Annotated in this window: 25 protein-coding genes; 11 read left to right on the top strand and 14 right to left on the bottom strand. The window is 33.5% G+C overall.

Features of this window, described 5'->3' with window-relative positions:
* The first annotated feature begins 75 nt into the window (after positions 1-75).
* Both IGJ93_RS02385 and IGJ93_RS02380 read left to right on the top strand, forming a co-directional pair.
* Positions 76-504 (top strand): MarR family winged helix-turn-helix transcriptional regulator, encoded by a 429-nt coding sequence (locus IGJ93_RS02385; RefSeq protein ID WP_430596979.1) that lies wholly within the window; start codon positions 76-78, stop codon positions 502-504.
* Complete coding sequence (locus tag IGJ93_RS02380; protein WP_349702601.1) at positions 504-1,382, top strand: SDR family oxidoreductase; 879 nt, start codon at positions 504-506, stop codon at positions 1,380-1,382. The genes IGJ93_RS02385 and IGJ93_RS02380 overlap by 1 nt, the downstream gene beginning before the upstream one ends.
* Positions 1,383-1,655: 273 nt before the next feature.
* Here the strand turns inward: IGJ93_RS02380 and IGJ93_RS02375 are convergent, their stop codons facing one another.
* The 4 genes from IGJ93_RS02375 to gloA2 all read right to left on the bottom strand — a co-directional run bounded on the left by IGJ93_RS02375 (position 1,656) and on the right by gloA2 (position 3,536).
* The gene (locus IGJ93_RS02375) at positions 1,656-2,219 is read right to left on the bottom strand and encodes a GNAT family N-acetyltransferase (RefSeq protein WP_067485131.1); all 564 of its coding nucleotides are present in this window, start codon (positions 2,217-2,219) and stop codon (positions 1,656-1,658) included.
* A gap of 60 nt (positions 2,220-2,279) precedes the next feature.
* Entirely contained in the window at positions 2,280-2,459 is a 180-nt protein-coding gene (locus tag IGJ93_RS02370) for a hypothetical protein (protein WP_067485133.1), read from the bottom strand.
* 83 nt (positions 2,460-2,542) lie between these two features.
* Positions 2,543-3,061 carry a PepSY domain-containing protein gene (locus IGJ93_RS02365; protein WP_067485136.1) on the bottom strand — a complete coding sequence of 173 codons (519 nt, stop codon included), beginning with the start codon at positions 3,059-3,061 and terminating at the stop codon, positions 2,543-2,545.
* Between the two features lie 94 nt (positions 3,062-3,155).
* Positions 3,156-3,536, bottom strand: a complete 381-nt coding sequence (gene gloA2, locus IGJ93_RS02360) for an SMU1112c/YaeR family gloxylase I-like metalloprotein (protein WP_071868808.1) — start codon at positions 3,534-3,536, stop codon at positions 3,156-3,158.
* Between the two features lie 141 nt (positions 3,537-3,677).
* Here gloA2 and IGJ93_RS02355 point away from each other — a divergent pair, with 141 nt between their 5' ends.
* Together IGJ93_RS02355 and pnuC are read left to right on the top strand one after the other, a co-directional pair.
* On the top strand, positions 3,678-4,748 hold the full coding sequence (locus IGJ93_RS02355; protein WP_284590583.1) for an endonuclease/exonuclease/phosphatase family protein: 1,071 nt from the start codon (positions 3,678-3,680) through the stop codon (positions 4,746-4,748).
* Positions 4,749-4,965: 217 nt separating this feature from the next.
* Positions 4,966-5,715: a nicotinamide riboside transporter PnuC gene (gene pnuC / locus IGJ93_RS02350; protein ID WP_067485144.1), complete on the top strand. Its 750-nt coding sequence runs from the start codon at positions 4,966-4,968 to the stop codon at positions 5,713-5,715.
* Positions 5,716-6,226: 511 nt separating this feature from the next.
* On the opposite strand, the gene IGJ93_RS02345 is transcribed toward pnuC, so the two are convergent.
* The 5 genes from IGJ93_RS02345 to IGJ93_RS02325 all read right to left on the bottom strand — a co-directional run bounded on the left by IGJ93_RS02345 (position 6,227) and on the right by IGJ93_RS02325 (position 10,862).
* A complete protein-coding gene (locus IGJ93_RS02345; RefSeq protein WP_075491899.1) occupies positions 6,227-7,522 on the bottom strand; it encodes a hypothetical protein in 1,296 nt (431 codons plus the stop codon).
* A gap of 78 nt (positions 7,523-7,600) precedes the next feature.
* Entirely contained in the window at positions 7,601-8,245 is a 645-nt protein-coding gene (gene pcp, locus IGJ93_RS02340; RefSeq protein WP_067485150.1) for a pyroglutamyl-peptidase I, read from the bottom strand.
* Between the two features lie 16 nt (positions 8,246-8,261).
* Complete coding sequence (locus IGJ93_RS02335; RefSeq protein WP_067485154.1) at positions 8,262-9,206, bottom strand: DUF979 domain-containing protein; 945 nt, start codon at positions 9,204-9,206, stop codon at positions 8,262-8,264.
* Position 9,207: 1 nt separating this feature from the next.
* Positions 9,208-9,897, bottom strand: a complete 690-nt coding sequence (locus tag IGJ93_RS02330) for a DUF969 domain-containing protein (RefSeq protein WP_067485156.1) — start codon at positions 9,895-9,897, stop codon at positions 9,208-9,210.
* A 176-nt stretch (positions 9,898-10,073) separates the two neighbouring features.
* A complete protein-coding gene (locus tag IGJ93_RS02325; protein WP_157729245.1) occupies positions 10,074-10,862 on the bottom strand; it encodes a TraX family protein in 789 nt (262 codons plus the stop codon).
* Positions 10,863-11,145: 283 nt separating this feature from the next.
* Here IGJ93_RS02325 and IGJ93_RS02320 point away from each other — a divergent pair, with 283 nt between their 5' ends.
* Both IGJ93_RS02320 and IGJ93_RS02315 read left to right on the top strand, forming a co-directional pair.
* Complete coding sequence (locus IGJ93_RS02320) at positions 11,146-11,466, top strand: DMT family transporter (RefSeq protein WP_067485163.1); 321 nt, start codon at positions 11,146-11,148, stop codon at positions 11,464-11,466.
* Positions 11,467-11,640: 174 nt separating this feature from the next.
* On the top strand, positions 11,641-12,357 hold the full coding sequence (locus tag IGJ93_RS02315) for a GNAT family N-acetyltransferase (protein WP_071868804.1): 717 nt from the start codon (positions 11,641-11,643) through the stop codon (positions 12,355-12,357).
* A gap of 166 nt (positions 12,358-12,523) precedes the next feature.
* On the opposite strand, the gene IGJ93_RS02310 is transcribed toward IGJ93_RS02315, so the two are convergent.
* Positions 12,524-13,951 (bottom strand): basic amino acid/polyamine antiporter, encoded by a 1,428-nt coding sequence (locus IGJ93_RS02310; RefSeq protein WP_067485169.1) that lies wholly within the window; start codon positions 13,949-13,951, stop codon positions 12,524-12,526.
* A gap of 208 nt (positions 13,952-14,159) precedes the next feature.
* Here IGJ93_RS02310 and nrdI point away from each other — a divergent pair, with 208 nt between their 5' ends.
* Entirely contained in the window at positions 14,160-14,615 is a 456-nt protein-coding gene (gene nrdI / locus IGJ93_RS02305) for a class Ib ribonucleoside-diphosphate reductase assembly flavoprotein NrdI (protein ID WP_071868803.1), read from the top strand.
* 233 nt (positions 14,616-14,848) lie between these two features.
* Here nrdI and IGJ93_RS02300 read toward each other — a convergent pair whose 3' ends face one another.
* Positions 14,849-16,459 (bottom strand): glycosyltransferase family 39 protein, encoded by a 1,611-nt coding sequence (locus IGJ93_RS02300; protein ID WP_067485175.1) that lies wholly within the window; start codon positions 16,457-16,459, stop codon positions 14,849-14,851.
* 659 nt (positions 16,460-17,118) lie between these two features.
* Between IGJ93_RS02300 and IGJ93_RS02295 the strand changes: the two genes are divergently transcribed.
* A complete protein-coding gene (locus IGJ93_RS02295) occupies positions 17,119-17,823 on the top strand; it encodes a hypothetical protein (RefSeq protein ID WP_430596978.1) in 705 nt (234 codons plus the stop codon).
* Between the two features lie 335 nt (positions 17,824-18,158).
* Here IGJ93_RS02295 and IGJ93_RS02290 read toward each other — a convergent pair whose 3' ends face one another.
* The 3 genes from IGJ93_RS02290 to IGJ93_RS02280 form a co-directional block, all read right to left on the bottom strand.
* Complete coding sequence (locus IGJ93_RS02290; RefSeq protein ID WP_285701595.1) at positions 18,159-19,394, bottom strand: AbiH family protein; 1,236 nt, start codon at positions 19,392-19,394, stop codon at positions 18,159-18,161.
* A gap of 66 nt (positions 19,395-19,460) precedes the next feature.
* Positions 19,461-19,670 (bottom strand): hypothetical protein, encoded by a 210-nt coding sequence (locus IGJ93_RS02285; protein WP_311797906.1) that lies wholly within the window; start codon positions 19,668-19,670, stop codon positions 19,461-19,463.
* Positions 19,671-20,655: 985 nt separating this feature from the next.
* On the bottom strand, positions 20,656-21,129 hold the full coding sequence (locus IGJ93_RS02280) for a hypothetical protein (protein WP_067485188.1): 474 nt from the start codon (positions 21,127-21,129) through the stop codon (positions 20,656-20,658).
* Positions 21,130-21,745: 616 nt separating this feature from the next.
* Between IGJ93_RS02280 and IGJ93_RS02275 the strand changes: the two genes are divergently transcribed.
* Genes IGJ93_RS02275 through IGJ93_RS02265 form a run of 3 tightly spaced genes read left to right on the top strand, consistent with a single transcriptional unit; the run spans position 21,746 to position 22,840 of the window.
* Positions 21,746-22,054 carry a hypothetical protein gene (locus IGJ93_RS02275; protein ID WP_067485193.1) on the top strand — a complete coding sequence of 103 codons (309 nt, stop codon included), beginning with the start codon at positions 21,746-21,748 and terminating at the stop codon, positions 22,052-22,054.
* Positions 22,044-22,244, top strand: coding sequence for a helix-turn-helix transcriptional regulator (locus IGJ93_RS02270; RefSeq protein ID WP_067485195.1), 201 nt, complete (start codon positions 22,044-22,046; stop codon positions 22,242-22,244). The genes IGJ93_RS02275 and IGJ93_RS02270 overlap by 11 nt, the downstream gene beginning before the upstream one ends.
* Before the next feature lie 2 nt (positions 22,245-22,246).
* The gene (locus tag IGJ93_RS02265; RefSeq protein ID WP_067485198.1) at positions 22,247-22,840 is read left to right on the top strand and encodes a helix-turn-helix domain-containing protein; all 594 of its coding nucleotides are present in this window, start codon (positions 22,247-22,249) and stop codon (positions 22,838-22,840) included.
* Positions 22,841-23,103 lie beyond the last annotated feature (263 nt).

The following is a 23,103-nucleotide window of genomic DNA, read 5'->3' as shown; positions in this document are numbered from 1 at the left end:
AACTCTCCCTTATTTAGTTAGCATACTAACTAAATATCATTTATCGATTATTTTATTGAAGGAGGCCTCACTTAAATGGATACTGGCTATTTATTAATGAATATTTCAAAGCAATTAAAATATAATTTAAATCAAGTACTGAATACAAAAGGAATTACTGTTCAACAATGGGCAGTAATCCAACAACTCTCTCTCAAAGATGAACGGACTGCTGTCTTATTATCAGAAGCATTGGATATGGACAAACCCACTATTTCCGGAATCATCAAACGACTAGAAAAGAAAGGATTAGTTATCAAAACGGAGAATCCTTCAGATCTTCGCTCTCAGTTGATTTCATTGACCGATAGTGGGCATGAAATTTTAGGTGAATGCCAAGCACTTAGCGAACAAATTCTTGCAAACTATTTAACAGTTTTATCAACAGATGAGCAAACAACCTTGAATGTTTTACTAACAAAAATAAATCAGGAAAACAATCAAATAGAAAAGAGGAACGTATAGTGGATCATATACTTGTTATCGGTGGTACAGGAAATATTGGTTATCCTTTGATTGAAATTTTAGCAACAAATGATCAAATCAAACTCACAGTAGGCGTTCATACTGTTTCAAAGGTTCAAGAAGCATTTCAACATTTTCAACAGTTAACACTTGTCCCATTTGACTTTTTAGACCCAAAAACTTTTCCTAAAGCTTTTAAAGGTGTGAATAAAGTCTTCTTTATTCGGCCACCACAGTTATCTAAACCAAAAGAAGACATGGCACCTTTTCTAGCATATGCCAAACAACAAACTATCGAGCAAATCGTTTTCGTTTCTTTAATTGGAGTTGAAAAAAATCCGATGACTCCTCATCATAAAATTGAAAAAATGATCCGTGAAGCAAAAATACCTTATACTTTTATTCGTCCTAGCTTCTTCATGCAAAATTTAAATACAACGCATCAAAATGATATCAAGAACAACCATGATTTGTTTATTCCAGCAGGACATTCAAAAACAAGTTTTATTGATACCAGAGATATTGGTGAGGTAGCTGCTGTTTGTTTAACAAATTCAGCTTACTTGAACCAAGAGTTAGAACTTACTGGAGCACGCGCACTAACTTATGACGAGATAGCTGAAGTGATGACAACGATTTTGGACACGAAAATTACTTACAGCAAGCCAACTTTATTTAACTTTCGTCGGGTAATGATCCAACGTGGTATACCAAAAGACTACGTCAATGTTATGGTAATGCTTTATCTGATTACTCAATTAGGTAATGCTAAAAAGGTGACAAATACAATTGAACAAGTATTACATCGGCCACCACGAACCATTCAAGAATATGTCCGAGATTATAAACATGATTTTATTCGTGAATCCCACGAGTAATTTAGTTGTTGTTGAACCAAAATAATCGTAAAAAAAACAGTCTCCAAACTTAAGCAAAAGGCCTCAAGTGAAGGTATATACTTTGTTTTTTACTTATGATGGACTAAATAGGCATTCGCCAATTCAAAATTTCAAGTTATGCATGAATAACTAACTCTTTAACAGAAAATCTTGCCATTTCGTAACATTAAGCGCCTCAAAACAGCTGTTTTGAGGCGCTTAATTGTTTTTCATTTTTTATTGGCTAACCCTTAGTCTATCTACAAACAACTTTTATATTGTCTTTTGCATATGCTCATATTGATGCCCGCTGATTTCCGTTTCTTCAACGACTTCAAATCCATGACGCTCATATAATTTTTTTGCTTGTGGATTTTGTTGATCGACGCTCAAACCGATGATTGTTCGGTTCGCTTTTTCTGCTAACATCGGTAACGCTTCTAATAGTTTAGAGCCAATTCCTTTTCCTCTAAATTTTTCAGAAACAGAAATCGTATCCAGATACCATTCATTAGGTAAGGTTTCTTTATCTATAAATAAATATTGGTCACGTGGAAGTTCATGTTTTTCTAAAATATCAGCTAACGGTAAATCAATCATAGGTTCTTCTTCGTCTGTATAGCCAAAGGCAACACCTGCCACTTTTCCATCTATTTCTTCAACGATTCCACGAGTATAGCTATAACGATAGTCCGGATCAGCAATTGCATCAGTTAAAACCTCAATTGTTTTTTGCTCGCCAAAGGTTTGAACAAATGGTAATTCCATATCTTTTAAAATGACCAAAATCAACGGTGCAATTTCAGGTCCGTCTTCTTTTCTTGCAAAACGAATCATGTTTATTCTCTCTCCTTTTCTTGCCATTGTAGCATTTGGAAAAAGAAAGTGCAAAATTCGTTATTTTAAATAATTTTCAATTTTTTGAGTAACAAAGTAACCGTGAGAGACTCGTTTTGCTGCTTCTTCACGGCAATATGGACAAACAATTGGTACTTCTTTATCCACGTGTTCAACAACATTTCTAACTTCATGATACGCAAATTTTTTACCACAATGTGGGCACACCATCTTTTCCATAATCTCAACTTCCTTTCGGTTTTCACACCTTTAGATTACTCTTATATACAAAAAAAGAGAAGTGATAACCTTCTCTTTCTGGACTATGCTGATATTAAAAATTGCTGGATTTTTTTCTCGGCTAAAAGATGGATATTGTAGTAAAGTTTCCCTTCTTTTTCGAGAATTTCCCAAGCATGGACTTTTGCCCGCTTGTTTCCAGAAACAGCAATCGCTTCTTTCATAGCAACTTGCGGTTTCTTAGCTTTACGCAGCTTTTTCGTCTCTAATTGTGTCTGATTTTGCTTTTTTTGTTGGCTGATAGCTTTGGTCGTCGTTTTTCCCGTCGTTGGATTGACAACAACTTCATGCTCTTTATCTACAAATAAATAACTATAAGCTGAACTAGCAGTTTTCTTAACTTCATCAGGTAAAAAAAAGCCAATGCTTGTCACTTTCTGACTGTGTGCTTCCTCTTCAAAAATTGAAATTGCTTCTTCCAGAGAAATTTGATAATCTTGCTCACTCAAATCATCTGGTTGAAAAGTTGCATTTAACAAGCCCATTCCACCCGCAACGCCAACAAACACTAAAGCAGCCAAAGTAAGAACGATTTTTTTCATTTGCCTACTCCCTTTTCCCAATTTTTTTCAGTATACCAAGACTCTGTTTTTGGAAAAATCGAAGCAAGTGAAAAAGAAGTGACAGTTTTGTTATCTATTCATGTAATTCAAGTGGTAAGCCATCTGGATCAAAGAAAAACGTCATTTTTTCACCTGTAAAAGTATCTTTTCTAATTGGCTCTGTCTCAATACCCATTTGCTGAAGTTCAGCTACAACTTCTTCAATCTGATCGACTTTAAAAGCTAAGTGGCGCAACCCACAAGCTTCTGGATAGTTTGGTCTTGCTGGTGCAGAAGCAATGCCAAAAATCTCCAATTCAGCCTCTCCTAGTCTTAAGTCTAGTTTGTAATCACCTCTGTCTGTGCGATAGTTCTCACGAATTACTTCAAAGCCTAGTTTTTCGACATAAAACTCTCGCGATTTTTGATAATCAGAAACAATGATTGCTACATGGTGGATGGTTGATAAATTCATTCTTTTTCCCTTTCTTAACTCAAAAAAATTTATTGGTACAATCTTTAGAACTCTGATGATTTAATCCGGTTGTCATGAACACAAACTCCTCGCTTCTTAATTAAATTACTGCTAAGATATAGATATTTTAAGGAGGAGAAAATGAAAAAATTACTAAAAATACTTTTATCAATATTCGCAATTCTTGCACTTATTATAGCAGGCTATGTTGGTTACGTGTATCTAAGCTATCACCGAGAAGCTGACAACCAGGATCTTACTATTCAGTCAAGTAGTTCAGCCAAAGATCTCCAGACAGCTCAAGACTATCAAATCCTGACCTATAATATTGGTTATGCGGCCTATCCGCCCGATTATAGTTTTTTTATGGATGGCGGCACTGAGTCACGAGCATTTAGTAAACAAAATGTTAAACATAACTTACAGGAAATCCAAGGTGTTATCCAAGAACACCAACCAGACTTTGCCTTCTTTCAAGAAGTTGACAAGAAAGCAACTCGTTCATATAACATTGATGAAGTTGCCACTCTTTCACAAAATTTTAGTGACTATTCATCTGTTTATGGTCAAAATTATAACTCGGCTTATCTTTTTTATCCAATCACACAACCAATTGGTAAATCACAATCTGGGTTGGTCACTTTTAGTAAAGGAACGATTGCTGAAAGTACACGCTATTCTTTACCCATCGAAACTGGGTTCAATAAGTTTTTTGACTTAGACCGTGCATTTACGGTAAGTAAAATTCCTGTTGCAAATGGCAGATTTCTTTCACTTTATAATTTACATCTCTCTGCTTATACAAAAGATCCTGCAATTCAAAAAGCACAAATCAAAAAATTAGCCGCACAAATCAAAAAAGATCAAGCAGAAAAAAATTATATCATTGTAGGTGGTGATTATAATCACACTCTGTTGCCGGATAGCGAGAAAATTTTTGGCGAAACAAAAGAAGATTTGAGTTGGACACATGCGTTTCCTGAAGAACTTTTACCGAAAGGCATGCACATCGTTCGAAAAGATTTAGCAGAAAAAGCAGTTCCTTCTGTACGCAATTTAAACGAAGCTTATCAACCAGACAAAACTTTCGTCACGTTAATTGATGGATTTTTGGTTTCTGATAATCTTTCAATTAAAGATATTCAAGTAATTGATACGAAATTTGCTTATTCAGATCATAATCCGGTTCAGATGACATTCTCTCTACAATGAAAAAGAAAAGCCAAAAGTCAGGTAATTGACTAATGGCTTTTTTGTTTGATTTACGCTTTGAAATCTTTTCTGTTTTTTGCAGAAATTTGAAATAAAAATATCATAACACAGATTTTTTTAAATTGTAAGACTAGATTTTATCATTTAAAAGCATACAATAGATTGTGGTAAAAAAATCTAGAGACACTACATTTTGTGTCTAAAGGAGTTCTTATACATGAAATCATATTTTCATTTTCTAGCTCATCAGCTAAAAGGTTGGCCTCAACAAAATTATTATCTTTTCTTTTTTAGTCTGGGTTGTCAAATCATGACACTCGTAAATAGCCCCATTACTTGGCTGTCGATTGTTGCTTTTATCGGGACTAATTTAGGTGTTTTATGTATTTTATCGATCAACGCTGCGAAATCTGTTAATGGTGTTTTGGGCATTTTATCTGCTATGTGTTTCATCATTGTCGGCTTTTCAGCTAAAAATTATTTAAGTATAGGTGAACAAATTGCTTATATGGTAACTTTGGATATTCCCGTTTTATTAAGTAAAGAATGGAATCACAATATGGCTTCAAAAATTCGTAAATTTACTGGTAAAAGTTGGTTCATCGCAATTATCGGTACTATTCTTGTTTATTTTGTTTCAGGTTTCTTGATTGGTCGTTATACTGATGATCCTCGTCCTTGGATTGATGCGATTGCCTTTTCAATCAGTCTTTCAGCTGGTATCATCAGCTTCTTGCGATACAACAATCAATATTATTGGTGGTTAGCATCTGGTTTGGCTCAAATGGTTCTTTGGTATGTATCATTTACACATGGTTCTGCGAGTCTAGCAATGTTTGTTAACAGCTCTGTTTATTTGCTAAACGATGTATTGGCCTTCACCGTTTCTCCTTGGTACAACCAGAAAGAACGTGAAAGAATGCAAAAAATGGAAGAAGAATATTATCAGACACATCAACACGCGTAAGGTTGTGGCACAAAGCGTTTAGCTCCGACAAGATAGCGAGCAGGCTCTCAAAATAGCTTTTTATATTTTGAAGTGAATGCAAGTTATCTTGAGGAGTTGCTTTGGGAACACCGTGAATAAGGTTGTGGCGCAAAACGTTTAGCTCCGAACAGATAATGAGCAAACACTCAAAATAGCTTTTCATATTTTGAAGTGAATGCAAGTTATCTTGAGGAGTTGCTTTGGGAACACCGTGAATAAGGTTGTGGCGCAAAACGTTCAGCTCTGACAAAATAATGAGCAACTGGCAAAAAATAGTTTTTCATGTTTTTGGACAGTTGTGAATTATTTCGAGGAGTTGCTTTGGGAACACCGTGAATAAGGTTGTGACGCAAAATGGTTAGCTTCAACCAATAAGGAAATTTTTCTAAAAATAGTTTAGAAAAGAAATTCTTATTGGCGAAGGTTGTATCAAGAACAGCTTAAAGCAACGAACAAAAAACTACTGTGACTTTTCGTCACAGTAGTTTTTTTATAGCAATTCTTTCAATAGTGCTTTAACTTCTGGCTTTTCTAAATAAAGAGAGTGTTCTAATTTTTGATAATAATCTAACGCTGTTTTTTGTTCTTCTGAAAAGACATACTGCCGTTGTTCAAAATCAACAATCACTTCGGCTACTTTTTTGCCATGAAGTGAGTGAGCAAGGCTTTGCCATTCTTGTTCAGTCAGCTTTTTACTAGTTGATTTGACTTCAATGCTCGACAGTTGCTCACTCGTATTTTCTCGGCGTAAGGCTTTTAAAAATCCATTACGGATAACTCTCGGCAAACTATCAAAAAAGCCTTCTGTAAAACCATAATAGGCATATTTTTCCCAAATCAAGATGTAAATAGCCGGTTGGATAAAACGTTGTTGTTGTGCGCGCACCTTCGCTTCAGTCAACTGATGCGTCGGCTGTTCTCGATTGAACGAACGTAATTCAGCAATCAATAAGTCAAAATAACTGCTTGGTAATTTTTCCTTTGTATCCATCAAGACAGCTTGCCAATCTTTTCGTAAAAATGCACGGTAATTTGTCAAAAATTCTTCAACGTTCCTCGTTAACTCTTCTGTAAAATCTTCAAATAATTCCTTCTTTGCTCGACTTTTCTTTGGCTGATCAGCAATCTGCTCACTGATTTTTTGGATTTCATGTTCTATTGCCTGATAATCTGCTAAGTAAATGGGCATCTGAGCTTGTCGAAAATCTGCTACTCGTTTAGCCAAATGAACGTCTGGTAAATACGGTCGTTTCAATCGTCGGTTATGGTACAAAGAAAAAAGATATTCTTGCCATAACACTTCAGGAAATTCGATATTTTGTTGTTTTAACCATAATAGTTCATCCAATGCTAAATCAACTTGTGTCATCCCTTGATGGATTGAATTTGCAATTGCTGGTGAAACATGCAGATGCTCGGCAAAGTGATTGATTCCTAGTTTTAGAATTTTTCCTGTTTTTGGGGATTTAACGATGTATTGAACCTTTAATTCTCGTCCACAATCACAATACAACTTTTCTTGTCTTCGAGAAGTTCGAAAAAAAGGGTTGATTTTAAAGTCAGCAAATACCCAATCCGTAGCAGCCAAATAATTTTCTTCCATAAAACGTGAATTGATTAAGTAACGACGGTATTTATCAACTAATTTGCGTTGTGGCTTCGTCAACCGTTCATAAATTTCAAAGCGTTGATTGCTGGTATATTGTTTTGATACTTTAATTGGATAACTTTTCTTATTTAGTTCTTTGGGAAACCATTCTTCAAATACTGCTTTCCATTCTTCCATAACGTTTCCCTCCTAAAAAAAGAAGCTGGGATCTAACGAGTCGTTAGTTGCCAGCCTCTACTATTTGATTGCTAATTATTAGTGAGTTGTACCTGCATTACCAGAAATATCTTGTTCATTTTCAATTGCAGCTTCGACCGCATACGTTAGTGAATCGGCAATATCAGCTAATGACATAGATGCTGTACCCACTGGACGTTCGATTACTTGATCAGGTGAAAACGGCACATGGATAAAGCCACCACGAATTGTTGGAAATTCTGTATGAAGGACATGTAGTAAACGATACATGATATCATTGCAGACAAATGTTCCTGCAGTATAAGAAATATATGCTGGCAGTCCATGATCGTGAACATTTTTAGTCATTGCTTTGATTGGCAACGTAGTAAAATAAGCGGCTGGTCCGTCTTCTTCCAATGCCGTATCAAACGGTTGGTTTCCTTCATTATCAGGAATACGTGCTTCTGCTAGATTGATTGCTACTCGTTCAAATGAAACAGCTGAGCGACCTCCTGCTTGTCCAACACAAATGACAATTTCCGGTTGATGCTCTTTGATTGCTTCTCTGACTACTTGGCTACTTTTTCCAAAAACAGTTGGTACTTCTAGTTTGATAATCTCAGCTCCCGCAATTTCTGCAGGCATTTTTTTTACAGCTTCATAAGCTGGATTTACTTTGTCGCCACCAAATGGATCAAAACCTGTTACTAATACTTTCATCTTTTGTTCCTCCTAATTATTTAAATAAAATCATATAAGCAATTTGGAATACTAACATAAATAAAGCAATAAATAATTGATTTTTGATTACGCCATACTTGTCTTTCATTTCTAACATAGCGACTGGAACAATATTAAAGTTTGCAGCCATCGGTGTCAAGAGCGTTCCACAAAAACCACAAGTTAAAGCAACCATTCCAATCAGCGCTGGATTTGCTCCTTGACTAAAGACAAACGGTGCACCAATCCCAACAGTCATGACTGTAATTGCTGCGAAGGCATTCCCCATAATTACTGTGAAGACAACCATTCCCACTGCATAGATAATAATCCCAATATTCACGTTTCCTTCAGGAACAATTGTACCAACAGCATTTGAAATCACCGTTCCTACTCCTGCACTGGTAAACACAGCGCCCAATGAAGCAAGTAGCATTGGTAACATACTCAACGGACCAACTGTTCCTAACATATCAGCTGCGTCGTCTAAGAACGTTGTAGGCTGATTGTCGCGGGAAAAGAACATCAAAATCGCCATCGCTGCAAAGACACCAACTCCAACTCCAACTAAAGCACCTAATTTGGTGAATAAGGCAAACAAAATTGCAAATACCCCAATACTTAACGCTGGAATAAAAATCTTCATGCCTAGTTTGCTTGACATTTTTTCCATATATTCTTTTGAAGGCAAACGACTATCACCCTTGCTCACCCTTTTCGCAATTGCTGGAATCGTCATAGCAAAAATCAAGATACCACTTACTAGTGGTGGCAACCATCGGCCGGCTGCAATCACCACACCTAACGTTGCCCAAAAAAAGGCTGAGCCATAACGATGTGGATTCGTTTTATCAAGTAGATTTCGTAGCCCTGTATAAACTAAGACTAGACCCATGATGATATATAAAATTTCAAGTAATTTATCACTTAATAAAATATCAGGATTCGTAAAAAAATTCATCTTATTGCTCCTTTTCTTGAGAATAATATTTCTTTGCTAATTTCTTTTCTTTTAAATAGAAATAAATACTAGAAACAACTAATGCAGTCAGTGCCACTGGTACTTCAACCAGCGCTAACTGTCCTAAGGTCACTTCATAACCTAAGTCTTTCAATGTTGACTGTACTAGCAAGGCGCCCGCACCACCGATAAATAAAACTTGTCCAAAGAACCAACAAATATTTTCCATAGCAGATGCCATTCCTTTAAGCTCTTCCTCATGTTCTGGATGAACTTTCAGTCCTTTTGATTCAACTGTGCCTAATGCCATTGGTAGAATAATTGGACGAACAAATCCTGCAACGCCCCCAAAGCTCACATTAAACGCAGCAAAAATCATCCGGAAAACGCCATAGATATCGATAATCATGCCAGCTGAAACTTTTTTGAATCGTTGAATCAAAGTCGCAGCAGACTCTTTCAATCCATTTCTTTCTAACGTTCCTGTTGCTAACATGATAATAATAAAGATAGCCATGCCTCGATTATTTACAAAGCTGGTACCCAATAACTCAAGCATGCCATTAATCCCTAGCCCACCTGTTAAAGCAGTTACGACTAAAGCAACCATCACAATCAAAATTGAATCTAATTTTAGTGCAAAACCAATAATAACAATTAAAACGCCTAAAAGGCTTAGATAATTCTCCATTTGTTTTCCTCCCCCAAATGACAAGATATTTTTTAATTATAAAACAAATTTGAATGAAAATATAGTTGAAATCGAATGAAAAGACATCAATGTGCGAAAATTCTGTCAATTAATCGACAAAATAAAAAAACACTGTAATCAGTCATCCAGCGATTACAGTATTTTTTACGACAGCGTTAACGTACAAAATAGAAGATAACATAAATGATCCAGAGGTGAATAGGATAAAAAAGATAGAAGAAATATTTGTTCCACTTGCTATTAGTCCCACCTAATTGACCATTGTATAATGCAATTAATGGAATAACTGTCACCATCATAAACTCGTTATCAAAAGTTAAATAATCATACAAACTTTGATTCACTGGCGTCTGCATGTAACTAGAAATAGCTAGGGCAAGTAAAATCATGGTATAAACAAAAATCCCAATTAACAATTTGTTTCTTTGTCCCTCTTCTTTGAAAACAAACATCAGCAACATCATTGGAATCAGATAGATGCCTCCTTCTGATGCTGCTGTAAGCACCAATAAAATCAAAAATGTCAGGATCAACATAATTTTTTGTCCCACACTACTTTGTTTCATCGTAGCTAGCACCCACATCATACAAAATAAAAGAAATAGCGTAAGAAAAATATTGTGCGGGCCTAAAAATAAAAAGTAATCAGGTTGATGTGTCAAAGGATTGATATAGGCTCCCGTCAGCAACTGGTAAACCACATTACCGATTGCCGTAACGAATGCAGCCAACCCCAAACGCTTTGCATATTTTGCTCGACTTCGCGTGTGTCTAAATCCTTCTACTAATAAAAAAACAAATAAAGGTGCAACAAATCTCCCTAACCATGCTACCCATGAAGGAAAACCTAGCTGTGACCCAAAATAACTATTCACATGATCCACAACCATAAAAGCAATCGCTAACCACTTTAATTGAAAACTATTTATTCCTTTAAAATTCACTCTTAAACCCTCAACTTTTTCATTATTTAATAACATTTCTTTAGTATACTAATTCGCAAGAAACAAAACCATTTTAAGAGCAACTATTCCTCTTACAATTTTGTTGGATAGTGTTTTTTTATCTTTAGAAATGCCAACCTATTTAAAATGTGCTATACTGACTCTATTAATCGAATACAAAGCTGCCACCGGGTAGCATATGAGGATAATCATTCCGTTAGGTCTTTGAAGGAATGGTTCTCCTCTTTTTTGTGTTCAAAATTTTAGAAAGGAGCATTTGGCTATGGCATGGTTAGAATTAATTGTAGCAGGAGTTCTAGAAGTATTTTGGTCAACAATGATGAAATGGAGTGATGGCTTTTCAAAAGTTAATTATTCGATTTATACGATTATTGGTATGATTGCCAGTTTCTATTTTTTATCAAAAGCGATCAAACACTTACCAATGAGTTTATCTTACCCTATCTGGACAGGGATTGGTGCCCTAGGTTCCGTTATCATTGGAGTTGTCTTATTCCATGACAAACTGAATACAGCAACTTGGCTTTTTGTCGGGCTTTTGTTGATTAGCATCGTTGGTATCAAAATGACAAGTGGCCATTAAACAAGAATGAAAAATGAATTGGGTCGATTTGCGTATGTTACGTCAAAAAATAGCTGTCATTTTCACTGATTTGGATTACGCTGTTAATAGATGTACGAGCAAATCGGCTTTTTTAAAAAGAAAACAGAACAACTATTAAAAAAATATTATCAACTAAAAGGAGAGCACCAGCTTATGAATAAACAATTTTTTACTGGATCTAAGATTTCTTATGAAACAGACTTATTTCAGAAACATTTTAGTGCGTATTCCAATTACCTATATGACCAGAATTTTATTTGGTTAAAAAAAGAACCTTCTATTGATGAATTAGCTGCTATTGAAGAGAACTTTATGGAAAACTGGATGAACGATGCACCTATGTTTAAATTTAACTTCACCCCTTCTGATTCTTTTTTAGCTCATTTAGAGACGCAAGGATTCTCTACAGAAAAAATGTTGATTTTTACTATTCCAAGTAATCAGTTAGCCTCAACAAGCTTCCCCAAATTTGAGATTTCAAAGGTACATACAGCTACACTCACTGAATTTTTAAATAGCAAATTTACGCAAGACCTTATCTACGGTGAAGAATTTGCAAAAATCAATCAACACTTTCTCCTAACTTTATTTAAAGAGGACATCTTAGATCTATTTATTGCTTCAACAAATCAAGCGGTGATTGGCTTTGCGACGGTCATTAAGCATCCAACAAATATTGAAATTTATGATATTTATACTGCGCCAGACTTTAGAAATCAAACAGTTGCTAAATCATTACAACAATATGTAGCGAATTTTTATCAAGATACGACTATCGTTATTGTTGCTGACTATTCCGATACGCCAAAAGAAATGTACAAAAAGCTTGGCTATAAAATTAGTGGCTTATTTTATCAAGCACAAAAATGAACCATTGTTCCTTCTAGTTGACCTTGATAGGCCGTTGGTGCCAATTTATTATAAATAGGAACCTTGATATACATAAAAAGATAGCTTCAATTTCCGAAGGTTTGGAAATTAAAGCTATCTTTTTTACTAATAACTATTTTATTTACTTTAAAGAACTTGCAATCAACTACACATGCAGTTTTCCTGTTCCAAATAGGATTAAAGCTACGACTCCTACTAAAGTGACCAAAATCAATAAGAAGCGATCGATTTTCACATGATCGACTGGCTGTTCCTGCTCTTTTCTAGCTTGCAGATAGAAGTAAATACCTGGCAAGAAAAGAACCAAGACAAGCATTACTTCGTTAAAGGCAACCACAAACATTGCCCAAACTTGGAAGGCACTGGCTAACAGGCCAATCAAAAACTGTCCCCATTCACGACGTTGATAGGATAATTTCATTTGATACAATCCGAGAAATAACCACGTAAAGAAAATCGCTGCCGTTCCCAAAGTATACGCAAAGTTATACGCACTGTCTGTAAATAAAAGTGATAACAAGAACACATTTGTACACAACGTTGTTAAAATAATCGCGAAAGTTGGTGCGCCTTGTGCATTCACCTTACTCCAACTTTTTGGTAACAAACCATCTTGTGCCATATTGCGCATCGTTTCTACTGGTAAAATCGTCCATGAAAGCCACACACCAAATAACGAAATAATCAAACCTCCGTTAATTACTACTGCGCCCCATTTACCAACCATTTTTTCAAATACATACCCCATAGCCGGTTGTGTCTGAATCGATTGAAGTTCTTTCATTGGCATCGTTCCATACGGAAGCATAGAAACTAACACGTAAATCAAAATCAAGCCAAGAATCCCTAAAATCGTTGCTTTTCCAACATCTGATTTTTTCTTTGCACGCGAACCAACAACTGATGCACCTTCAATTCCAACAAATACCCAGAGCATCACCATAATACAACTTAAAATTTGACTCGAAAATGGAACAACTTGTCCATTGGCTGTTAAAATAATATCACTTGAAAAGTTTGCAATAAATTGTTGAATCGAGAATGTGCTGATTGCTACCACAATGAATAAAAAGAGTGGTACTAATTTACAAATCGTCACGATTGCATTCACAATACTTGCATTTTCTACTCCGCGATTGACTAACCAAGCATATCCCCAAAGTAAAAGAGTACTCATTATCACAGAAGGAATATTTTGACCACCAGCAAACACTGGGAAAAAATACCCCAATGCACTCATCAGCAACGTTGCAAAAGCAACATTTCCTAACCAACAAGTCAGCCAATAGCCCCAACCACTGATAAATCCTGCAAATCGACCAAATCCCGCTTCAGCATAACTAAAGATTCCGCCCTCTAAATCCGGACGTTTTTTGTTTAAATTGTTAATAGACAAAGATAACATCAACATTGCCGAGCCGACAAGTAACCAACTAAAGAGCGCTGCACCTCCTGCTGAACCAGAGATGTCTGTCATGATACCGAAAACGCCACCTCCAATAGCTGAACCAATGACCATGGCTGCTAGTGGAATTAGCCCAATCCCTTTTTTCTGTCGCTCTATCTCATTCATGCAAGTATCCTCCAAATAAAAAACCGCTTTTATCAAATTATAACAAACCACTGTTGCTTTTACCCTTTTCACTAAAACTCTCACAAAATTATTATTTTATACATTTTTTTCTAATTATTCACAAAACACCATATAAACATTCGCCTTTTTCCTTCTGTCGTTTCCTTAAAAACATGCTATACTAAACAGACGAATAGGAGGAACTCAAATGAACATTTTATATATATCAATCTCTGGTAACACGCGTGCTTTTGCTCATCATCTGATGGAATACGCCCAAGAACAGCATCAAGCAGATAACACTTTACCTGAAATCACGCTAAAAGAAATCCATGAAAATAGTGATTTTGAACAAGAAACTGAACCCTTCTTCACATTTGTTCCGACTTATTTGGAAGGTGGCAACGGAATTGATAATGGTGATACTGAAATTCTGACTGAAACCATGCGTGAATATCTGGATTTTCAAAATAATTATCAATTTTGTTTAGGTGTTGTTGGTAGTGGCAATAAAAATTTCAACAACCAGTATTGCTTAACTGCTAAACAATATGCGCAACAATTTGGTTTTCCTTTCTTAGCTGATTATGAATTACGTGGTACGCCAACTGATGTGGCACAAATTTATCAAACATTGACTCAAGTGTTTAACGACAATCAATAAACAAAAACATTGGTTAATATAAAAATCTTAACCAATTAACGATAAAAATGAATCGGGGCCTGGGACAAAACCAGTAAATGGCCTACCAAAATCAAAAACGCGTTGCCAAAATCTTTCTTAAGATTTTGGCAACGTGTTTTTGATTAACTATTTTATGTGAGTGGGAATCTAAGTTCCTCTTTGTGTTGTATTTCTTGATATTCATTGGCATAAAAACGGAGTCTAACTCATTTTTACTTTTTTTCATAAAGCACATATTTCAAGATATTTTCCTCACGTTCCTGGACATGGACAGCAATCGGATGATAGTTCTCGTGAAGCCAAGGCGTACCAAAATTATTCACATCATCATTCAAATCAAGACCAGCAACAACGTAGTCGGTCTTCTTTTCTTCTACATATTTATTTTGTTGATCCATACTTTCTTGATAAACTTCGTAAGGGATATTGACATTCATAAAATACTTGACGCTCGGAACAATATTGGGGATTACAGAAAATCCATAATCAACAAAGCGATAGTTTAGCAGAGTCACATCTTCCTTGCCTTTTAAGTATTTAGCAAATTCTAACTGCGCTGGTACTTTTGCATTTGGATTTGTATTTGCAGCATTTTTTATTTGAATGCTTGGTCGATTAGTAAAAAAGCGCATATCTCTAAAAGTATCATTTGAAATAACCATCAATAGGATTGCAAAAATAATGCCCCCTGGTATTAAAAATTTACTTACTTCAGGCCGTTGCAATTTATATCGAATTACTAAATTTTTCAACAATAAACAAAAACCCAAAAATCCTACTAATAATATGGTTAAGTCCAACAAGAGATAATAGTTCAATGGAATTCCACCATAAAAAACAAAAAAGTTAGTGCATAAAAACATAAACAGCCACAACACTTTAAAACGAGTTTGCTTAAAGATTGCCTTTGTAAATAAAAGGTAGACAGACCCAATCATCAAGACAGCTAAACTAATTTTGTTTGGCCACATCAAAGTAAAAAATATCTTTAATGTATTAAAAAAGCGGCTAACTATATTTACATTATTTCCCTGGTCAACTAATTGTGGATACAACACCATATTGAATTTGAAATAAACAAAATACATTTCATGTAACGCATGGTTGACTAAAAAATAGATGATAATTGGAATGCTGACTAACAAAAATCCCAGCAAGCTACAAATCACTGCTTTAAGTAACTGCTGATAATCTTTCCTTACTAGATAATAGATTCCAAAAAAGAGAAAAAAGGCAATCCACGGACTGATCATAGTATATTTTATCCAAAATACACATCCCATCAGTAAGCCTTGAATGAAATATTGCTTCCCTTTTATTCTTTCATCCGTATTAGAGATAGATATGATTAAATATAAAAGCCCTAGCACAAAAGGAAAAGCAAACTCTTCTGCACTATCTCCTGCACGAAAATAATCCTTATTTAGCAAGATTATTGGTGATAAACAAGTAACTGCAAAGGCTATTTTCTCTGAGAAATAATAATTACAAATTTTAAAAAATAAAATCATCGAAATAGCAAACGAAATACTTTCTAATAGATAAACACCGAAAAAAGAAGTTGCACTCAACTTGTAAGCCATCGCATGAATGAAATACAAGAGTATCCCTTTTTGTTCAAATAGATCTTTATACGGCACTTGCCCATGAGCGATTCCTTTACCGACTGAGAAAAAAGCATTGGCATCTACCCAGTCATTTATGAAGTAGAGCGGAGAAGATTTAGAAAATATCAGCATGATTAAAAAACTGAATACGGTCAGAAATACAGAGTATTTTCTTTCCCATAATTTATGATTCTCGATTTTGAATAGTATTGTCATTATTCCCCTTTCATAGCCCGCTACCTTTCTTGATTCATAGAAAAAAGAGGAGTTTTTTTACTCCTCGTAATGCAGGTAAAGGATCTATTTTTTTCTTATTCTTGCACTTCTAAAAAAACCTTCCGTATCATTTTTAATTATATCTCAAAAACTTTGTGCTATTTAAAACAATCTAAAAAAATTTATTTTTGAGCATAATTGTGAATACAGCACAACTTGCCTATTTTATTTGTTTACTTTTAAAATAAACTAAGCTACATTTGATTATCAGCGATATGCTAACCAGTCTTTAATTATTTTTACTCATGGATCAACTCAAATCATTGTTTTAATCTTTTAGTAAATTTAAAATTGGTAGCAACTAGCTATATAAATAACGTTAGTTTCAAAATTTAAATAACTATTTTATTTATCTTTAATTTTCTTAACTAGATAAATAATAGATAACACAAGAACAATGAATACTAATAATACAAAAATAAATTTTACAACTAAAAACAGGTTTAAGAGTAAATCACCCATAAAACAACCTCCTAAATTAAAAAACTTTCACCATCGTCGAAAACGGTTCCGAACACAAACTCAAATGCTATACTATTCTTGCGTACAATAACATAATGTTTATATACATAATAACATATTAAATGGGAAGTAACACTATGATTTCAAGAAAAATTGCAGGAATAGGTTTAGCAGCAGCAACAATTTTATCGGTAACTACAGGTGCAACAGGTGTATTAGCTGACGAGAATATCAATAATCTAAATGCTCTAGAAACTAATCTTCAGAAATCGCAAGATCCTTTACATTTTGGGAAAAATACAACAAGAATTAGTACGTATGTATTTGAAACTATGAAATCAGATACAGCCAAGGAAGCAGGAGATTTAGAAAGTATCCAAGTAGATTTTACCGACGCCACTTTCTATGATGAAAATGGTAATGAAGTGAATAAAGATAAAGTCGTTGAGAATATCAACAAAGAAATTGAAGAATCAAAAGATCCTATCCAAACTTTCTCTACATGGAGAGAAAGCAGAAGTTGGACTAGCGGTTCTGGCTATTCAAGTTGTAAAGGTACAGCAATCCATGGTCTTTATAGTGGTTTTGAACTTGTTCTCAAAGCTGATTATACTAGCGTGAAAGGAAATTACGATCAAATCGATCGAATTTACAGCGTAAACTGGGCTGGTGTTGGTAATTTTTCTCTAATTTCTCAAGGTATATTCAGAGCTAAGGAACAATCAGGATGTTCTGCATATGGCGGTGCTAAAGGTGCTTGGAATTTCAGCAATATATCTAAGTCATTATACTTATACTTCCGTGTTGGTAATGATACTGCTTGGATTGATAGCAATATGTAAAAGAATTTCATAAAAATTATTAATCTCTTTCGTTATGTTGTATTAGGCTTGTTAAATATAAGTATGTACATCTTGCACACCAGGCTAACGTACTTTATTTTCTTAGAGGTATAAGTTATACTGACAACGGTAGCAACTCATATAAGTTTTTAATAAACTCGTCAAACTTATATGAGTTGCTATGCGCTAACATAGCTTCAATTTGTCCCCCAAACGGTGGCAAATATTTAAGTTTAATAAACTCATCAAACTGGCTAAAAAGTTTATGACGGGTCTATTTTTTTGTCTAAAAACGGAACTATTCACGCCAGTTAAAAGGCTATGAATAGTTCCGTTTAATTTGATACTATTTGAAACAAGGGCACCTCTTCAATATTTAATCGTTTTTCTAGCAGCAATTTGTGCATCAAATTCTTACCTTTTTTTTCGTTATCAATACTTAATGCATATTCTCTAAGCATCTTACTAATTTTTTCAGATAAGTCTAATTCCATGTCCAATGCAGTAGTTCCTTCGTAAACTTTATAAAAAAAGACCAACTTCAAATCTGAGTCATACAAATTGTAATAATCAAATAGTGTCTGAAAATATGAGTAATCTAGTGGGCTTAATGAATGCCCAAAAAACATAATCTCACTAAGTTCTTCTTTTCTAGGTAAAATGTTGTGGCCATTGTTTTTAGATATAGGCGTTTCTGTCATTTGCCTAAATGTTTTCGTAAATCTAAAAATGGCATCATCAACATCAATTTGTTCTTGATCTATTCCAAATATTATTTTGCCAGATTCTAAAGTACCATGAACATTCGTAATATCAATACCCTTCAAAGGCGCAGTATAGTTAAAAGACATAATTTTGTGAGGGCTTTCTATTAATGTAAGTCTATCTTTTTCGCCTGTCATTTTGAGCAGTAAATCGAGTGCCTGCGGATGATAACTAGGATTATTAGTAAGTTCACTGTTTAGAAATTTAACAAATGCCTGTTCAAATAAAACTAATTCATCATAAACGTATTGAAGAAAATTCTCTTCTTCGTATTGTGTATATCTATCTGATAATAGAGCAGTTATGTGTAAGCAGAACCAGTTTATTTTATCCAAACGTCCATCCTGCGTGTCATTCAATAACTTATTTAATTGAGGTTTACCAGTAATATCCTGAGTCAAAAAATCTAACATTCTACTTTCTATATCTTGCCACTTTACATCCTCCAAATTTTTATCTTCAAACTCTTGGAAATAAAATAATACAATATCCCAAAATGATAATTCAGCAGGTTTTATTTTATCAAGCAATTGTTGCTCCGTATTAACTATAAGGGTAACTGAGGAATTATTCCCCCGATTTTCTAAATATCTACCTCGAGCATCAAAAATAGTCTCAAAGTTAATATTGCTTGTATTAATACTTTTCGGCTGTCGAAAGACTTCATTAAAATTTTGCCAAGCTAATGTTAAGCTTTGCGCAACTTCGTTAGGTATCCTCTCTTTAAAAAAATCAGCATATCTTGAATTCAAACCACAAGCTAAATCAAAGCCATTTCCTAAAACAATTAGTTTTGTTTCACTCACAAAATCACTACCACTTCTCTTCTTTTTATGTTACTAGCATTGTATCTTTCTCTTAAAAAATAGTGCCTATTTTTTTCTATCAGGATCACTAAAACGTATATTATTAGCAAGTAATTCATCTACCCGTTTTTTAGTTCTATACGCATTTATACTTGTAATTCCATTTTTATCGGTTACGTCACCATTCACAATTTTACGAGAAAAATATTCATGTTCTCCAGTTTCAACATTTAAAATTGCTATAATTCCCGGTTCGGATGTCACCTGTGCGGTCATAATAAGTGTCCTCCTTTCAAAAAATATGTTTTGATAATTAAGTTGGTAAAATCCCTGCAAATCATAGTCTATTAAGCTATTTTTATCACAACTGTACAAAATTAAAGTGACCTAGTTAAAAGCGCTAGGTTTTTAATCATTTTTGCTTGTTTTATATTAACTAAAACTTTCTTCATAGGCCACCTATTGATATTATTTAGTACTGAAAAAGATCAACGTTTAGAACAATCAACTTCCTCGATGAGACTAGCTGGTACAGATAATAATCATCCATTGACACTGGCAGAAAGTATACAAGTAGGAAAAGATGACATAAAATCATACAAAGCACGACCAGATTTAAATTACTTCAGTAACGCAAAAATCGTTACTTTACCTTCTGATATTGCACTCAATCTTTTAGAAGATGAAACTACTTACGATCTGAAAAATACAAGAAATCTTTATAAAGTAACATACTATTGTAAAGATTTCTTGTTAAATATTTGTTTAATCAACTAAAAGTTAGGGTAAGGGCACCAGCAAGTATCACAGCTATAGCGCTAATTAATACTGGGAGTACCATACCAACTAAAACAGCCGCTCCTATTAAAAATAATAATGAGTAGATCCTTCCTACTGTCATAGGTTGTTTCATCAGCAAATGTTGTTGTAGTAGCTAAAATTGCTGTTGCAAACAACGTTATACACACTAAAAGCTCTATACTTTTTTCATTTTTTAATTCCTCCATAATATTGTTATTGAGGTATAGTTACTTTTTAGTATATTGAATTCTTATCGAAGAGAAAAAGCTGACTCTCCTTTCAATAAACGCTCCACAATTTGAATTTTTAATGTATCTGGATAATAGTTATGCTTTGCCATTAGAAAAACACCTCCCAATTTATTTTACTAAATTTGAGGTGCTCTTTTTTAATTATAGTGTCAGTTCCGTAATATAAGAAACTGATTTTGTACTTTTTTATTTTTCTCTAAAATTAGAAATTAGTCAATGATGTCACAAACGTATTTTGTAACAGAGTTATAATTTTTGTAAGAGCTACAGAATTTATGTGCTCCCCAATTTAATAGTTTAGTTGCTAACCATCCACCTAATACACCAGCCGCCCATATGATGATTGGAGCAATACGAGTATTACTTTTTTCTTTAAGGTCCTTCATTAATTCTTTTTGTTCTTGACTAGAAAGAGAGTTGAACTCATTTCCTAGTTTATTTGCTTCAGTGGAAGTAAATAAATTAGTATTTACTAGCTTTTCCTTATTCATAAAAAGTTTGTTGCTTTCTTTATCAAATTCGATTGAATTAAGCAAAGAGTTTGTTAATTCAACTTGTTCTTTAGAACTTACTTCAGAAGCATAAACATTGGCAGTAGTTAAACCAATGTTTAAAAGTAAAGCAGATACTACAGCGACAATCATAACTTTTAGAATTGTAGTTTTTTTAACAAGTGATTTCATAATTTAAATTTCCCCTTTAAGTATGTTTTTAATTTTATTTTTGTTTAAATTAGGATAACTATAGACTTTGATAACTTTATTATTCTTGATACGAATTAATGTAGGAACAACGTTTATTTTTTCTCTTTTGATAAATTTGATAAATTGAGTATCATTTTTTTGCTTATCAGTGTCTATGTAGTAAATTTTTTCCTTTTTAGATACCTCGCTTAATTTTGAAACAAATTGACGGCAATTAGGGCATGTTTTTCTTCCTAAGTAAACAAGGTTATTCTGTTCAACATTATCAATTTCTGAAATAGATGTAATTGAAATAAAATCTTTTGATTGATAACTATACTTCACTACGTTAAAAAGGTTTTCACCTTTATTTATGAATAAAAAAGTGAGTACAAAAACAGAACAAAAAATAGCAATTTTTTTCTTAATAAATCGTCTTCCTTTCTAATCATTATTCCCTTGTTAATATCATAAGATATAATTTAATGTATTGAACACATGTTTCTTATTTGAAGAAAAGTTGAATATGTTCAAGTAAGCGAAATGTAAAATACTCTTTACTTTTTTGTGCATGAATGATTTAATTTTTGTATAGGAAACGGAAAGGAGAAAAGACATGATATATATATTGTCTATTATTTTTATTTTACTTATTTCGCTGTTTATCGGTAATATTCTTTCAAAAATTGGCAAAAAAAATGATGAATTGGGAATAATAATTTTGCGCAATGCTTTAAGCAAATCAATGCTTCTAACAATTGGGTTAATGATTCTTTCTTTGACAGCAGAATTAATTGGCGTTTTATTTAATATTTCATTTTTAATATCTTATAATCAACTTTGGTCAATATTAATTGTGAGTTTAATTAGTATTTTAGTGAATTTAAAAATAGAAAGTAAGAAGTATTTTAGCGATGAAGAATAATACTAAAAAACTACGAAAATCCAAAAAGATTACACAAGTTGAACTATCAAATATGGTACATGTAACAAGACAAACAATTATTGCAATTGAGAAAAATAAATACGATCCAAGTTTAAAATTAGCTTTTTCACTAGCCTATTCATTAGATACTACAGTGGATGAACTATTTATTTTTTCGGAGGATGATTAGCTATGCGAGTGGGAAGGGCACTAAAATTTATTCGTGTTAGAAAAGGAATTAGCCAAAGTGAGTTAGCTAATAATATAGTATCTGCTTCATTTCTATCGAAATTAGAAAATGAACATTCAAATATATCATTTGATTTAGCTTTATTATTAATTGATAGACTAGGTGTTAGCATTTCGGAGTTTATAGAGTTAGTAAAACTTTTAGATGAGGAACATTCAACATCTTCTTTGGTATCTATTGTAGACGAGTTGAATTTACGAATTAAAAATAAAGAGGATATTGAAGTAATACAACAGAAACTTATTCAGTTTGACTGTTCCTTGTCTAAGATTGCTTTAAATATTTGTAAGTTGACTATTTTAGATGGAAAATCAAAACTTTTACAAAATGAGATAGAAAATTTAATGTTTGATTGGGAATACATCGGTCATGTTGAGGTGATACTAATTAATTTATACTATTCATATTCAAGCGAGCAGTTTAAAAAAATTATTTTTGATAGATTTTGCCATTTACATTTATCAATTCCAAAAACAAAAGAATTTTTTGCGGATCATGATCAACTTTTATCTATAAGACAGCAAATGGTAGTGTAGCTATATTAATATACATAGTACAACTCAAAACCATTGTACTGGTGTCACTTTTCTTTTTAAATGGCAAAAACTACCAAAAATTAGGTTGTTTTTTATATACGATCAATCTATGCAAATAGACAATGTAAGTTCTCATGCTGTAGATGATTTTTAAGCTGAGATTATTGAAAAAAATAAAGAAGATATCTTAGGTATGTTCAAAGAAATATTCTATAATAACGATGCCAATGAGTATTATGATAACTACAGAAAAAGATAGCCTT

The sequence above is a fragment of the Enterococcus sp. DIV0174 genome, assembly GCF_050529065.1.
GTDB classification, from domain to species: Bacteria; Bacillota; Bacilli; order Lactobacillales; family Enterococcaceae; genus Enterococcus_B; species Enterococcus_B thailandicus.
This window is presented reverse-complemented; position numbering and strand designations above follow the sequence as displayed.

Coding starts and splice junctions, on each gene's coding strand:
- IGJ93_RS02385 (WP_430596979.1), top strand. CDS start 76: ATGGATACTGGCTATTTATTAATGAATATTTCAAAGCAATTAAAATAT.
- IGJ93_RS02375 (WP_067485131.1), bottom strand. CDS start 2,219: ATGATTCGTTTTGCAAGAAAAGAAGACGGACCTGAAATTGCACCGTTG.
- IGJ93_RS02370 (WP_067485133.1), bottom strand. CDS start 2,459: ATGGAAAAGATGGTGTGCCCACATTGTGGTAAAAAATTTGCGTATCAT.
- IGJ93_RS02365 (WP_067485136.1), bottom strand. CDS start 3,061: ATGAAAAAAATCGTTCTTACTTTGGCTGCTTTAGTGTTTGTTGGCGTT.
- gloA2 (WP_071868808.1), bottom strand. CDS start 3,536: ATGAATTTATCAACCATCCACCATGTAGCAATCATTGTTTCTGATTAT.
- IGJ93_RS02355 (WP_284590583.1), top strand. CDS start 3,678: ATGAAAAAATTACTAAAAATACTTTTATCAATATTCGCAATTCTTGCA.
- pnuC (WP_067485144.1), top strand. CDS start 4,966: ATGAAATCATATTTTCATTTTCTAGCTCATCAGCTAAAAGGTTGGCCT.
- IGJ93_RS02345 (WP_075491899.1), bottom strand. CDS start 7,522: ATGGAAGAATGGAAAGCAGTATTTGAAGAATGGTTTCCCAAAGAACTA.
- pcp (WP_067485150.1), bottom strand. CDS start 8,245: ATGAAAGTATTAGTAACAGGTTTTGATCCATTTGGTGGCGACAAAGTA.
- IGJ93_RS02335 (WP_067485154.1), bottom strand. CDS start 9,206: ATGAATTTTTTTACGAATCCTGATATTTTATTAAGTGATAAATTACTT.
- IGJ93_RS02330 (WP_067485156.1), bottom strand. CDS start 9,897: ATGGAGAATTATCTAAGCCTTTTAGGCGTTTTAATTGTTATTATTGGT.
- IGJ93_RS02320 (WP_067485163.1), top strand. CDS start 11,146: ATGGCATGGTTAGAATTAATTGTAGCAGGAGTTCTAGAAGTATTTTGG.
- IGJ93_RS02315 (WP_071868804.1), top strand. CDS start 11,641: ATGAATAAACAATTTTTTACTGGATCTAAGATTTCTTATGAAACAGAC.
- IGJ93_RS02310 (WP_067485169.1), bottom strand. CDS start 13,951: ATGAATGAGATAGAGCGACAGAAAAAAGGGATTGGGCTAATTCCACTA.
- nrdI (WP_071868803.1), top strand. CDS start 14,160: ATGAACATTTTATATATATCAATCTCTGGTAACACGCGTGCTTTTGCT.
- IGJ93_RS02300 (WP_067485175.1), bottom strand. CDS start 16,459: ATGACAATACTATTCAAAATCGAGAATCATAAATTATGGGAAAGAAAA.
- IGJ93_RS02295 (WP_430596978.1), top strand. CDS start 17,119: ATGATTTCAAGAAAAATTGCAGGAATAGGTTTAGCAGCAGCAACAATT.
- IGJ93_RS02285 (WP_311797906.1), bottom strand. CDS start 19,670: ATGACCGCACAGGTGACATCCGAACCGGGAATTATAGCAATTTTAAAT.
- IGJ93_RS02280 (WP_067485188.1), bottom strand. CDS start 21,129: ATGAAATCACTTGTTAAAAAAACTACAATTCTAAAAGTTATGATTGTC.
- IGJ93_RS02275 (WP_067485193.1), top strand. CDS start 21,746: ATGATATATATATTGTCTATTATTTTTATTTTACTTATTTCGCTGTTT.
- IGJ93_RS02270 (WP_067485195.1), top strand. CDS start 22,044: ATGAAGAATAATACTAAAAAACTACGAAAATCCAAAAAGATTACACAA.
- IGJ93_RS02265 (WP_067485198.1), top strand. CDS start 22,247: ATGCGAGTGGGAAGGGCACTAAAATTTATTCGTGTTAGAAAAGGAATT.